The organism is Pseudodesulfovibrio sp. S3 (assembly GCF_004025585.1).
In the GTDB taxonomy this organism is placed as follows: domain Bacteria; phylum Desulfobacterota; class Desulfovibrionia; order Desulfovibrionales; family Desulfovibrionaceae; genus Pseudodesulfovibrio.
In genome coordinates, this window is record NZ_QTZO01000008.1 from 113,284 (window position 1) to 126,697 (window position 13,414).

A 13,414-nucleotide genomic window follows, 5' to 3' on the forward strand; every position below is an offset into this window, starting at 1 on the left:
GATGAGTGCGGTTGGGCCTGTGAAACCGCACGGCGGAGGATGGTGACCGCTTAAGCAAGGGCGGTCCGGGAGGCGTGTCGTATACAGGTGTCCGATGTGCTCGGGGGGGAGACACTATGGAGGGGCGGCCCGTTCTTTTGTCCGTTGAGAGTGCAGGGTTCAAAAGGAAGTGACCATTTAACATGCCGGAATACAACATGAAAAAGGGTTGCAGCTATTTGCTGCAACCCTTGTTCTTTACTGGTGCCTGAGAGAAGACTCGAACTTCCACGGAGTTGCCCCCACTGGCTCCTGAAGCCAGCGCGTCTACCAATTCCACCACTCAGGCACGATCAGGAGAAATGGCTTATATATGGCCTTGAGTTGGTTGGCAAGCAATTTTTGTCAAGAAAGTTCACTGCTCGGACCGGTGAAGGCTGGGCAGGGGGGATCATCTTGAAAATCCTACTGAAATACACTAGGTTGCTGTGGAAATGAGGAAGTAAATGATGGAGAATTTCCTGTTGCTGGGCGTTTGCTTTTTGTTGGGTATCGGTCTGCGGGTATCCGGTGTCGTCGACGAGAAGGGGCCGTCCGTCCTGAACGCGATCATCATTTACATGTCTCTGCCCGCCCTGGCTTTGCTTCATGTGCACGAATTGCCTTTGGGGCCCGAATTGATCCTGCCTGCGGCCATGGCCTGGATAGTCTTCGGCGTAGGCTATGCTTTTTTCATGCTCGTTGGCCGCAGGTTGGGGATGGACAAGAAAACCATCGCCTGCCTGATCCTGACCGCGGGTCTCGGTAATACCTCCTTTGTGGGGCTGCCCATGATCGAGGCGTTCTTTGGTCCCGAATACCTGGGCGTGGGCGTATTGTGCGATATGGCGGGCACATTCATGGCCTTGGCCATCCCAGGCATCATTCTGGCCGCCAAGGTGTCGGGGCAGGATGTGAACGGACGGGAGCTTGCCAGGAAGGTTCTGCTGTTTCCACCGTTCCTGGCCATTGTATTCGGTTTCGCCATGCACCCAGTGCCGTACCCTGAATGGGTGGCCGGCATCCTGTCCCGGCTGGGTTCGACCCTCAGCCCCCTTGCCCTGCTGTCCGTGGGCCTGACGCTGCGGTTCAGTGCCATCAAGGGCAATGGCCGGGATCTGGTCATCGGTCTGACCTATAAGCTGATCCTGGCTCCGGTCCTGATCTTTGTCCTGTATATCTGGGGCGTTGGTGCCGACGATGTCATCGCCAAGGTGACGGTCTTCGAATCGGCCATGGGACCGATGATCACCGGGGGCATCATTGCCATGACCTATGGCCTTCGTCCCTCTCTGGCTGCGACCATAGTCGGCGTGGGGATACTGCTTTCCTTCATGACGCTGCCGGTCTGGTACTTGGTGCTCATGGCCGTGTAGCAACAGCCGGGGATGATGGTTTTGCAAAAGCGTCGGGCCGGGAACGCATTGCAATTATTGCGTTCCCGGCCCGGTATGGTGTCAGGAGGGGAGGCTAGAACCGCTCGAAGTCCCCGTCTGCGTCCGAGTCCATGTCCAGCGAGAAACCTGATTCGTCCGAGGCGGGCGTCGCTCTTGGGGGCTGCTTTGCTGTGGATGCGGATGGCAATTTCGCAACAGGTGTCTTTGCGGCTGGTGCAGTGCGGGGGACGCGTGTGGTTCTGACCAGGGGCGCTCCCTGGGAGCCGATGTTGAAATACTGCATGCCCTGCTGCAATTGGGTCGCCTGATCCGTGAACTCCCTGGCCGTGGCGGCCAGCTCTTCGGAAGCGGCGGCATTCTGTTGAATGACATTATCCAATTCCTGGATGGCCTTGTTGATTTCATGGGCGCCTGCGTTCTGCTCGGAACTGGCGGCGGAGATTTCCTGTACCAGGTCCGCAGTCTTGCGGATGTCGGGAACCATCTTGGTCAGCATTGCTCCGGCCTCGTCGGCCTTGGCCAGGGTGCTTGAAGAAAGGTCACCGATTTCTGCGGCAGCGATTCCGCTTCGTTCGGCCAGTTTGCGTACTTCGGCCGCGACCACGGCAAATCCCTTGCCTGCTTCACCGGCCCTGGCTGCTTCAATGGCCGCATTCAGGGCCAGCAGGTTGGTTTGGCGGGCGATTTCTTCGATTATGGAGATTTTATCAGCGATATGCTTGATGGAATTGACGGCTTCCATGACTGTGTCGCCGCCCCGTTGCGCGTCCTGGGCAGTCTGGTTGGCCATGCGTTCGGTCTGGGTGGCGTTTTCCGTATTCTTGCTGATCTGCCCGATCATCTCCTCCATGGCTGCGGAGACCTGTTCCACCGAGGCGGCCTGGCGGTTTGCGCCGTCGGCCAGCGTCTGTGCGGAACTGGTCACTTCTGTGCTGCCCGAGGCGACCTGATCGGCGCCATACTTGGCCTGCCCCACTGCATGGCGCAGCCTGTGCACCATCTCGGCCAGTGACGCAGTCAATTTGCCTGGTTCATCCTTGTATTCCGTGGAGATGTCTTGTGTCAGATCGCCGGAAGCCACCTGGTCGGCCAGTTCGACCGCCTCGTTGAGAGGCTGGATGATGGAACGGACTATGAGCAGGCAGAACGGCAGGATGACGAGGAGGAATATGCCCAGGATGACGCCGCCGATGCTCCAGATAAAGGTTGAGACCAGATTGTCTATGTCGGCCATGATGGTCTGCTTGTCGTTTTCGACATTATCCAGGTAGACCCCGGTGCCGATCCACATGTCCGTGCCCGGAATGAGCGTGGCGTACGAGAGCTTGGGCTGGTCGCCCTTGTCCGGCTTGGGCCAGATATAGGTAAGGAAGCCACCGCCGTTGTGGGCCAGTTTGTTCAGTTCGACGACCAGTTGCACGCCGTTGGGATCCTTGAGATGGCCCAGGTCCTTCCCTTGCAGGGAGTGGTTGGGCGGCAGGGCGATGTTCACTGTCTTGTCATACACGAAGAAGTATCCGGAATTGTCGTCTTCGAAGCGGATTGTGTCCACCAGCTTGCGGATGACTGTGATCTTGGTGTCAAGGTCCGGGATGTCGGCAATGGCTTCGGCTATGCTGTCGGCCATGGCCTGGGTGGCCACGTGGATCTTTCGTTTCTCTCCTTCGAGCATGGCGGTAGTGGAACGTTCCACGCCGATATCCTTGACCTTGCTTACTCCGTTGAGGAAGGCGAGGGTGAATCCTATGGTAAAGACCACGATGCTGCATATGAGGAGCAGGATGCGGACTTTGATTGTGATTTTTCTGAGCATGGTACTCTCCAAGATTGATATTTTATCAATCATATCATGGTTTGTGCGTTCAAAGCTAGAGTCTTGATAATATTATAATGAGGTGTGAATGAAGTTCGGAGCCGCATAAGGCCTCTTGTCCGATGAAAGATGCCGGAGGATATGGGGAAAGGGGCTTCAGGGGAGTTCCATCCCGGTCGTTTTCCTGTTAAATGAGGCCTGTGACACACTTTAAAGATTATTCCCAACTGTCGAAATACCTGGACGGGCTTGGCCTGTTCCACATGGACCTGACCCTGGACCGGATGCAGCGCTTCTGGATGGCGCACGGTATGCCTACCCTACCCGTTGTGCATATTGTCGGAACCAACGGCAAGGGGTCCACCGTCGCCTTTTTCAGCTCTTTGGCCCGTGCCCACGGGCTCAAGGTCGGCTCTTTCACTTCGCCCCATTTCCTTTCGCCAAGGGAACGGGTGCAGGTCAACCGACGAATGCTCTCCGAAAAGGATTGGGTGGAATTGGCCAATGACATCCTGTCCGTGCCGGGCGGTGATTCTCTGACCTATTTCGAATTTCAGACCTGTCTTGCCATGCTTGCCTTCCGGCGTGCGGAGGTGGACGTGGCCATCATGGAGGCCGGATTGGGCGGTCGCTACGACGCCACCAATGTCTTTCGGCCCGGCCTGACCTTGTTCACGCCCATGGGGATGGATCATGAAAAGGTGCTTGGTTCGACCCTTGCGGAGATCGCCCGCGACAAGGCCGGCGCTCTCCGTGAGGGAGGGCAGGGGCTGACCGGATTCCAGGAGGCTGAGGCCATGATCGAGCTGGAAACCAGGGCAGAGGCGGTCAGGGCACGGCTTATTCATGCCGTGGATGTGGCTGAGCCGGTACGCAACCTCAAGCTGGGCCTCAAGGGTATTCATCAGACGGTCAATGCCCATCTTGCTCTGGCCGGTTGGCGCTGGTTTGCGGCCACCCATGGGGTCAAGAGCAGTTATCAGGGGGAGGTCTTCGGCCTGGAGAGTGCCTTTCTGCCCGGACGGTTTCAGTTGGCGGAAGTGGCTGGCCGGGCCATCCTTTTGGATGGAGCCCACAACGCCCATGCCATGGTCGCCCTGAAGGCCGCCCTTGAAGCGGAAGACATGAAGCCCGACAGCATGATTTTCACCTGCCTGAAAGACAAGGATTTGACAGCCATGCTGCCGTTGGTCCGTGAACTGACAGCGGGACCGATACTGGTCCCGGCCATGAAGAATGAGCGTGCACGGGATAATCGGGAATTGGCGGCGGAGATAGGAAGCCGGGCCGTTGCGCTGGACTCCATGGAAACGGCCCTTGCAGCGGGGTCTGAATGCTCGGGAACGACGCTGGTTTGCGGGTCCTTGTATTTGTTGGCGGAGTTTTATACCCTGTATCCTCGTTTACTCACCCCTTAGCATCGGGATACGCATGAGCACATTTTTCAGGCAACTGCCGTCCGTGGACGAAGTCCTTTCCATGCTTTGTGACGCTGACGGATTCAGGGACCTGCCTCGTCCGCTGGTCAAGAACCTTGTCAATGAATTCCTGGACATCTGCCGCGAGGAGATACGCTCCGGGGCCATCGTCGATGCCGGACAGCTTGCCCTGGAAGCGCTTGGTCCGAGGCTTGTCGCCTATGTCAGGGCCAAGTCCCGCCCCCATTTCCGGCGGGTTCTCAATGCCACGGGTGTGGTCATTCATACCAATCTGGGGCGGTCCCTGTTGGCCAAATCGGCCATCGCGGCCGTGGTTGAGGCATGCGGCCATTATTCGAACTGCGAATTCGACCTGTCCACCGGGCAGCGCGGCAGCAGATACTCCCATGTGGAAAAGCTTCTGTGTGATATTACCGGCGCTGAAGCCGCTTTGGTGGTCAACAACAACGCGGCCGCCGTGTTCATCATGCTGGAGACCCTGGCCAAGGGGCAGGAAGTGATCGTTTCTCGTGGCCAGCTGGTCGAGATCGGCGGTTCGTTCCGCATTCCGGACGTGATGACCAAGTCCGGGGCCATCCTGCGCGAAGTCGGCGCCACCAACCGGACGCATGTGCATGATTATGAGAATGCCGTCAACGACCTGACCGGCGCGCTCATGCGGGTGCATACTTCCAATTTTCGGGTGGTCGGGTTCACCAAGGAAGTCAGCCTGCCGGAGATGCGGGCGTTGGGCGACAGATACGGCCTGCCGGTCATCGAGGATCTGGGCAGCGGCTCCCTGTGTTCCCTGGAAGGGGCGGGTTTGCTCGGCGAACCCACGGTTCAGCAGGTGGTGGCCCAGGGAGCGGACGTGGTTTCGTTCTCCGGTGACAAGGTGCTCGGCGGTCCCCAGGCGGGCGTCATAGTCGGACGCAAGGAGTATATTGATCGTATCAAGATGAATCCGGTCAACCGGGCCATGCGCATCGACAAGATGACCCTGGCCGCCCTGGAGGCCACGTTGCGGCTCTATCTCGACATGGACCTGGCCCGGCGTCAGGTGCCGACCCTGAGGATGATCACCGCTTCGGAGGAGGCTCTGAAGAGCAAGGCACGGCGTTTGGCCGACGCGGTTCGGGATGCCCTTGGCGACCGGGTGTCCGTAGGGCTGCAAAAGGGAGCCTCCCGGGTGGGCGGCGGCGCCTTTCCTGAATATGACCTGCCCGGCACCATGGTGACCGTGGCTGTCGAGAATATTTCCGCGGGTGATCTGAGGGATGCCCTGTTGGATACTGATCCTCCCCTGGTGGCCCGGATCGAGGATGATGTCTTTCTCCTGGACCCGCGCACCCTGGCTTCAACCGAACTCAAGCTGGTCGCCGAAGCCCTGAAACAGGCCGTGGCCGCCTTGACCGAATCATAAGGAATTATCATGAGCAGCAAGAAAAAACTCGAATACGAACCCAAGACCGCCTGGGAGACCTATGCCTCCAAGGCGCACCTCAAGGCCATGGACAGCCTGGCCAGGGATTACGTGCAGTTCCTGAGCACCTGCAAGACCGAGCGGCTGGTCATGGACTATGTCCGCGGCAGGGTGGAGAAGGCGGGTTTCGTGGATGACCTCCGGGCTCCCCTGGCATTTCGTTTCAATCGCAACAAGACCTGTTTCCTGGCGCGCAAGGGCAGACGTCCCCTGTCCGAGGGGTTCCGGCTGATCGGCGCCCATGCCGATTGCCCGCGTCTCGATCTCAAGCAGCGTCCCCTGTACGAGGACACGGAAATTTGTCTGGCCAAGACCCATTATTACGGCGGGATTCGCAAGTATCAGTGGTTGACCATCCCCCTTGCCCTGCATGGTACCGTGGTCAAGAAATCCGGCGAAGTGGTCACGGTTTGCATAGGCGAAAACCCCAAAGACCCCGTATTCACCATCACCGACCTCCTGCCGCACCTGGCGTACAAGGAAGTGGTCAAGAAGGTGGAAGATGCCTTTGACGCGGAAAAACTCAATCTGATCATGGGGCAGTCTCCTGTTCCCTCCGGTAAGGATGACGACGACAAGGCCAAGGAGCCGGTCAAGCGCAAGGTGCTTGAGATCCTCAACAAGCGCTACGGCATCGATGAATCCGACTTCTTCAGCGCGGAGATGCAGGCGGTTCCGGCCGGTCCCGCCCGTTTCGTCGGAGTGGATGAATCCATCATCGGCGGCTACGGCCAGGATGACAGGTCCAGCGTGTTTTGCGCGCTGGAGGCGCTTTTGGCCGAACCCGAACCGGAATACGCTCAGATCGTGCTGTTCTGGGACAAGGAAGAGATCGGTTCGGACGGCGCCACCGGGGCCAAGTCCTATTTCTTCGAATATTGCATGGAAGAGCTGGTCGAGGCGTGGGAGCCAGGCGCACGCCTGTCCCAGATATTCATGAACGGCTCAGCTCTTTCCGCCGACGTATCCGCTGCCATGGACCCGGATCACAAGGACGTGTACGAGCCGCTCAACGCTGCAAAGCTCGGATACGGTCCGTGTTTCAACAAGTTCACCGGTCATCGTGGCAAGGTGGGAGCCAACGATGCCCACCCGGATTTCATTGCCTGGCTGCGTCACATCTTCGATGATGCGGGCATCCCGTGGCATATGTCCGAACTGGGCAAGGTGGACATCGGGGGCGGCGGCACCGTGGCCAAGTTCCTGGCCGTGTACGGCATGGATGTCATCGATGTGGGCGTCGCCGTGCTCTCGATGCATTCGCCCTTCGAATTGACGAGCAAGGCGGACATGTATGCATGCACTCTCGCTTTCAGGGAGTTCCTGAAGCGGTAGGGCGTTACCTTGGTAGACAGTGAAAAAGGGCTGCCGGAGTGTTCCGGCAGCCCTTTTTGCTTGGGATTGATCTGTTATTGATACAGGGCGGCGAGGCCGTCCTTGGTCAGGAGTTCGTCCTTGACCGGGAAGCCAGCCTTCTTGGCCTGTTCCATCCAGTGCAGGGCCTGGGTCAGGTCCTTCTGCACACCCAGTCCGGCGGCGTAGAGATTTCCCAGATAGTACATGGCCGTGTCGTTTCCGTTGACGGCCGAGGCCTTGATCAGTTCTGCGCCCTTGGCCGGGTCTTTGGGGACGCCGTCTCCGTAGATGTTGAACAGGCCGAGCATGAGCTGGGCGTCTTCCTGTTCCTGGGCAACGGCCTGCTCAAGCAGGCTGGCGGCCTTGGCGTAGTCCTGCTGGACCCCCTGGCCTTCCGCGTACATGACGGCCAGGTGGTACATGGCGTCGGCATTGCCCTCCACGATGGCTTCGTCATATTTCATCTTGGCGGTGGCATAATCCTTTTCCAGGTATGCCTTGGTTCCCTGGCGTTCCATCATGGAGCTCGTGCAGCCTGTCAGGAGGAGTACAATCGTGGACAGGAGCAGGGTGTATTTCATTACATGTATTTTCATCTCGGTCTTCCTTCTCTAAATGTTATCGAGGCGGTCGGGCTCTTGGTCGGCTTAGTAGCCGCCACCACCATCGCCACCACCGCCGAGACCTCCGTCGGCGTTCTTGTCACGATCGCTTTCCGCGCTCTTCTGGCCGGTCGTCTGCAGGGATATGCTGTGGATGCCGGCGTAGCTGGGTTTATCGTCGACGGTGCCGAGATCTCCTTTGGTCCGGTCGACGGTAGCCGCGAAGGCCGCAACCTTGCGGTCGAGATCCTTTTCATCCGTAGTGGAAGCGCCGGTCTCTCCCTGTGTGGTCTGCGGGGCAGCCTTGACCACTCTGGCGCGGGTTGCCGGATCGGTGGGGGCCGGGTTGCTCAGTTGGCCGTCAGGAGTGGCTTTGACCGAGAATCCGGCCTGGGTGATGGTCTTTTGGTCCTGCGGCGTGGAAACGTCGACCTGGTGACCGGGGGTCATTCCCAAGACACCGACTTCTTCCTGTGCCGGCGCGACTTCGGCAAACACCTCGGTGCCCCGGATGCCGATGGTCGTTGTGGGTGTTTGCAGGGCAAAGGCGTCGGGATTCTGCTTGACGATCTGGCCTGTCACGTAGCGGAAGGTGCCGGTTCCCATCTTGAAGAGCATTTTGGATGCGGACGCGGTGTCGGAGTATACGTAATCGTCAAGTGACGTGCTGGAATCCGCACCTTGCGAGAAAACGGATTTGTCTTTGAAAACGATTTCGACATTGCTTCTGGAGCCCGTGACGATTACGTCTTTGGGAATGACCTGTTTGTTCAGGTCCAGTTTGCGCGATGTGCCGTCAGGCTGCTGTGCGGTAACCGTTCCCATCAGGAATACGACCTCGCCGATTGCATCCGGAAAATCATCTGCCGTCTCCGCAGCGGAAGCCGCAACTGGAGCGAGGCAGACAAGAAAGGCTGCCACCAGTAAAAAATGTGTAAATTTCCCAAATTTCCTCATGGATTTTCCCCCTCCAGGCTGATGTTGTATCGTTATGTCATAGTTTATTACCATAGTTGTAAAATAGGTCAATTAGTTTGACCTATATTTGCCTGTTCCTCAGGCACTGCAATGAGAGTATATGAATATTCTTTACAATGCCGTTCGTGTCAAACCCCAGTCATAATCTGCGTTCTTGTTACCCGGCCTTTTTTTCACTACCATGGGTTGTTCTACGCACGAACAACAACCAATATCTTTTGGGGACTACATACTATGCCCGTTATCATGGGAACAGCCGGTCACATCGACCATGGCAAGACCACACTCATCAAGGCTCTCACCGGTATCGATTGCGATCGGTTGTCCGAGGAAAAGAAGCGCGGTATCACCATTGAACTCGGTTTCGCCTTTCTTGATCTCGGAGCTGACGAACGGCTCGGCATCGTGGATGTCCCCGGTCATGAGAAATTCGTCAAAAACATGGTCGCCGGTGCTGCGGGTGTGGACTTCGTCATCCTGGTCATCGCCGCAGACGAGGGCATCATGCCCCAGACCCGTGAGCATCTGGAAATATGCCAGTTGCTCGGCGTCACCACCGGGTTGGTGGCCCTGACCAAGACCGACATGGTGGATGCGGAGTGGCTTGAAATGGTCGAGGGGGAGGTGGCCGAGTATCTCGAACCGACATTTCTTGGGGGTGTCCCCATCCTGCCTGTTTCCGCCCATACCGGAGAAGGTCTGGACAGGCTCAAGCAGGAACTGCGGAAGCTGATAGCCGAATTCAAACCCCGGCGGCGTTCGGACCTGTTCAGGCTGCCCGTGGACCGGGTGTTCACCATGAAGGGGCATGGGACCGTGGTTACCGGAACCATGATCTCCGGGTCCATTTCCGTGGGGGACGACGTGGTTCTCTATCCCGGCGGGACCGGGTCAAAGGTGCGCGGATTGCAATCCCACGGCGAAAACGTGGAGACCGCCCAGGCAGGTCGGCGCACTGCCGTGAATCTGCATGGGCTGGAGGTGGACGATATCCGCCGCGGCGATGTTGTTGCCCGGCCCGGTTCGCTGTTTCCGTCCGAGGTATGGGATATCGAATTGACCGTGCTTGAATCGTCGCACCTGCCCCTCAAGCACCGCAAGGAAATCCATTTTCACCACGGGGCGCGTGAGGTTCTGGCCCGAATTTATCTGTTGGACCGCGATGAACTCAAGCCCGGAGAAACCGCCATTTGCCAGGCGAGGTTTGCCGAACCGTTGGCCGGGGTGTTCGGGGACCGTATCGTGCTTCGGTCCTTCTCGCCGCTCAGGGCGTTCGCAGGCGGGCGGGTCGTCGGGCCGTCAGGCCATCGGATTAAACGGTTCTCAGCTGATGTGGAACGGTTGAATCTGTTGGCGAGCCAGACCCCTGAAGATGTGGCCGCAGCCCAGCTGGAGCTGGCCGGACCCGCGGGGGTGGGTTTTGCCGAGTTGCTGACCATGACAAACCTGGAGACCAAGGGGTTGGAAAAGTCTTTGGGGGTGCTCAGCGGCCAGCAGAGGGCGGTGTTGTTCGACAAGGAGACCCGGCGGTATGCCGGGGGCGAAATGGTCGGTCAATTGGCCGAGGACCTGCTCCTCTATCTGCGGGATTTCCATGCCAGGGAATCCATGAAGCCCGGAGTGCAGCGCGGGGAGCTGGCCTCATCCTGGGGCAGGGCCCTGCCTTCGAAACTGTTTCATTTCATCTTGGAGCGGTTGCTCAGGAAGGGTGACATCGAGGCCGATCAGGAAGTGCTCAAACTCAAGGGGCACACGATTTCCCTGGCTTCGGATCAGGAGAAAGTCCACAAGACCATCCTGGCCGCATACCGGGAGGGCGGGGCCACGCCGCCGAATTTGAAGGACGTGCTGGAGCCTCTGGGCATGACCGCAAAGCAGGCCGGGAGCGTGCTCAAGCTGTTGCAGGACCAGGGGGAGCTCAAGCGTCTGACGGGCGACATGTATTATCACTGTGCCGCCTTGGACGGCATTCAAGAAAAAATCGTGGGCTTCTTCCAGGATCATCGGGAGATGTCGGCCCCGGATTTCAAGGATATGACGGGGCTGTCGCGCAAGTATCTCATTCCTGTGCTGGAGTACTTCGACAAGGAAAAGCTGACTGTTCGGGTCGGGGACGTCCGGCATTTGCGCAAACGCTCTTGACACGGTCAACCTCTCACTTTAGGCCAAGGATATGAATAGCCGCATACAGAGTTTCACGACCGTTCTGCTGTTTCTTTTTCTCCTTTCCGGGTGTGGAGTCAGATCCACTGGCGGAACAGCTTCCGATCGCGCCACGGCGCAGGCCATGGTGGACGTCGCTTCCCAGATGCTTCAGGATTCCCTGGACAGGGACGAGAAGGGAGTGCTCCGAAAGCTGATCAGTGAAGCCAAGGGCATCATGATCATGCCTGCCATGGGCGATGTGAGTTTCATATTTTCCCTCGGCGGCGGTAACGCGCTTCTGCTTGCCAATACCGACAAGGGGTGGACAGGTCCGGTATTCATGTCCAAGGGGACCGTGGGTTGGGGCTTGCAGGCGGGAGTTTCCAAACAGTCCGGCCTCCTGCTGTTCATGCACGAGGATGATGTCCGCTATGTGGTGCAGACCGGCGGTGTTTTCAGGGGACAGGCCCGGATCGTTGCTATCACCACCGATTACGAATATAATGAAACGCCCGAGTTTTACGAATCCGGGGATGTCTATTTTGTGGGTGAGTACAGCGGTCTGTATGCCGGAGTCGCTTTGAGCGGCGGCGGTTTTTCCGATCGGCTCAGCCTGAATGAGGCCTTTTCCGGCGTGGATGGTGGCGGTCCGAGAACCATTCTTTATGACAAGGGCCTTCAGCCTTACGGCGCGGAGCGGCTGATCTCGCTGCTCAGTCAGGCTGGGAGTTCTTCACAAATGGAAAAAGAAAAGGACGGAACCGAAGTTCCGTCCGAATAAGTTCACTTGGGGTGAGTGATGGGACTTGAACCCACGGCCACCTGGGCCACAACCAGGTGCTCTACCAACTGAGCTACACCCACCGTGTGAGGGGTGGTTTTTAAACCAAGCTTTCCCTCGCGGTCAAGCAAAAGAATCAAAAAAGGTTACACATGGATAAACTCATCATCGAAGGTGGCGTTCCGTTGCAGGGCAGTATTCAGGTCAGCGGAGCGAAAAACGCGGCCTTGCCCATTCTCATGGCCTGTCTTTTGGCTGAGGGGCAGGTCAATCTGAGCAACGTTCCCCGACTTGCCGACATTCGTACTTCATTGAAACTAATGAATATTCTAGGGTGCGAGACCTCTTTTGAAGGAAATGAGGTCACCAGTCTGTGCACAGGACTCAAACCAGAGGCCCCGTATGATCTTGTCAAGACCATGCGTGCTTCCGTGCTCTGCCTTGGTCCGCTCCTGGCCCGGTTGGGCGAGGCAAAGGTGGCCCTGCCCGGCGGTTGTGCCATCGGCGCACGCCCGGTTGATCTGCATTTGCGGGGCTTCGAGCGCATGGGGGCGGAATTCGAGATCACCGAAGGGTACATCAAGGGCTTTTGCAAGTCCGGTCTCAAGGGCGCCCATATCTCACTGGATTTTCCCACTGTGGGCGGCACCGAAAATATCCTCATGGCCGCGTGTCTGGCCCAAGGCGAAACCGTCATCGAAAACGCGGCGCGGGAACCCGAGGTGGTCGATCTGGCCAACTTCCTCAATGCCTGCGGTGCGAAAATCACCGGTCAGGGCACCAGTGTTCTCAAGGTGCAGGGGGTATCCTCGCTGCCGGGTTGTGATTATCGGGTCATGCCCGACCGCATCGAGGCCGGAACCTACATGGTGGCAGCGGCCATTACCGGCGGGGAACTGGAAATCCTGGATTGTCCTTTCCATGATCTGGACGCGGTCAGTTACAAACTCCGGGAGATGGGCGTCTGGCTCCAGGAGGAGGACGGGTATGTCCTGGTTCGCCGGGCCAATGGATTGCTGGAAAACGTGGACGTTACCACGCTCCCGCACCCCGGTTATCCCACGGACATGCAGGCGCAGCTCATGGCTTTGATGTGTCTGGGCAAGGGCACCGGCACCATTGAAGAGAAAATCTTCGAGAATCGGTTCATGCATGTGCTGGAACTGGTCCGCTTGGGCGCAGACATTCGTCTGAAGGGCCGGACAGCCATGGTACACGGCGTTTCCCAACTGCGGGGTGCTCCTGTCATGGCCTCCGATCTGAGGGCCAGCGCCTCTCTGGTGCTGGCCGGTCTGGCCGCCAGCGGGACCACCACCATCGAGCGCATCTATCATCTGGACCGCGGCTACGAGAATATCGAGGCCAAGCTGTCCGGCGTGGGGGCGCGCATCAAGCGGGTCAACGGATAAAACCGCTACAGAAA

The 13,414-nt window shown here is 58.2% G+C and carries 10 protein-coding genes and 2 tRNA genes; 7 read left to right on the plus strand and 5 right to left on the minus strand.

The annotated features are described in order from the left end of the window. Positions 1 to 241: 241 nt before the first annotated feature. Positions 242 to 328, minus strand: a tRNA-Leu gene (locus DWB63_RS10770). 157 nt (positions 329 to 485) lie between these two features. Between DWB63_RS10770 and DWB63_RS10775 the strand changes: the two genes are divergently transcribed. Further along, positions 486 to 1,394 (plus strand): AEC family transporter, encoded by a 909-nt coding sequence (locus tag DWB63_RS10775; protein WP_241648789.1) that lies wholly within the window; start codon positions 486 to 488, stop codon positions 1,392 to 1,394. Between the two features lie 94 nt (positions 1,395 to 1,488). Here DWB63_RS10775 and DWB63_RS10780 read toward each other — a convergent pair whose 3' ends face one another. After that, complete coding sequence (locus DWB63_RS10780) at positions 1,489 to 3,228, minus strand: methyl-accepting chemotaxis protein (RefSeq protein WP_128328845.1); 1,740 nt, start codon at positions 3,226 to 3,228, stop codon at positions 1,489 to 1,491. 191 nt (positions 3,229 to 3,419) lie between these two features. Here DWB63_RS10780 and DWB63_RS10785 point away from each other — a divergent pair, with 191 nt between their 5' ends. From DWB63_RS10785 to DWB63_RS10795, 3 genes are read left to right on the plus strand one after another with little or no spacing between them, the layout of a single operon-like run. Continuing rightward, complete coding sequence (locus DWB63_RS10785) at positions 3,420 to 4,646, plus strand: cyanophycin synthetase (RefSeq protein ID WP_128328846.1); 1,227 nt, start codon at positions 3,420 to 3,422, stop codon at positions 4,644 to 4,646. Between the two features lie 13 nt (positions 4,647 to 4,659). Further along, positions 4,660 to 6,069: an L-seryl-tRNA(Sec) selenium transferase gene (gene selA, locus DWB63_RS10790; protein WP_128328847.1), complete on the plus strand. Its 1,410-nt coding sequence runs from the start codon at positions 4,660 to 4,662 to the stop codon at positions 6,067 to 6,069. A gap of 9 nt (positions 6,070 to 6,078) precedes the next feature. Further along, positions 6,079 to 7,464, plus strand: coding sequence for an aminopeptidase (locus DWB63_RS10795; protein ID WP_128328848.1), 1,386 nt, complete (start codon positions 6,079 to 6,081; stop codon positions 7,462 to 7,464). 74 nt (positions 7,465 to 7,538) lie between these two features. On the opposite strand, the gene DWB63_RS10800 is transcribed toward DWB63_RS10795, so the two are convergent. Continuing rightward, positions 7,539 to 8,081 carry a tetratricopeptide repeat protein gene (locus DWB63_RS10800; RefSeq protein ID WP_128328849.1) on the minus strand — a complete coding sequence of 181 codons (543 nt, stop codon included), beginning with the start codon at positions 8,079 to 8,081 and terminating at the stop codon, positions 7,539 to 7,541. 51 nt (positions 8,082 to 8,132) lie between these two features. After that, positions 8,133 to 9,008, minus strand: a complete 876-nt coding sequence (locus tag DWB63_RS10805) for a FecR domain-containing protein (protein WP_164879853.1) — start codon at positions 9,006 to 9,008, stop codon at positions 8,133 to 8,135. A 291-nt stretch (positions 9,009 to 9,299) separates the two neighbouring features. Here DWB63_RS10805 and selB point away from each other — a divergent pair, with 291 nt between their 5' ends. Both selB and DWB63_RS10815 read left to right on the plus strand, forming a co-directional pair. After that, entirely contained in the window at positions 9,300 to 11,207 is a 1,908-nt protein-coding gene (gene selB / locus DWB63_RS10810; protein WP_128328851.1) for a selenocysteine-specific translation elongation factor, read from the plus strand. 31 nt (positions 11,208 to 11,238) lie between these two features. Beyond that, complete coding sequence (locus tag DWB63_RS10815; protein WP_128328852.1) at positions 11,239 to 11,991, plus strand: lipid-binding SYLF domain-containing protein; 753 nt, start codon at positions 11,239 to 11,241, stop codon at positions 11,989 to 11,991. A 7-nt stretch (positions 11,992 to 11,998) separates the two neighbouring features. Here the strand turns inward: DWB63_RS10815 and DWB63_RS10820 are convergent. Then, positions 11,999 to 12,074 (minus strand) — tRNA-His (locus DWB63_RS10820). A gap of 69 nt (positions 12,075 to 12,143) precedes the next feature. Between DWB63_RS10820 and murA the strand changes: the two genes are divergently transcribed. Then, positions 12,144 to 13,400, plus strand: coding sequence for a UDP-N-acetylglucosamine 1-carboxyvinyltransferase (murA, locus tag DWB63_RS10825; protein WP_128328853.1), 1,257 nt, complete (start codon positions 12,144 to 12,146; stop codon positions 13,398 to 13,400). Positions 13,401 to 13,414 lie beyond the last annotated feature (14 nt).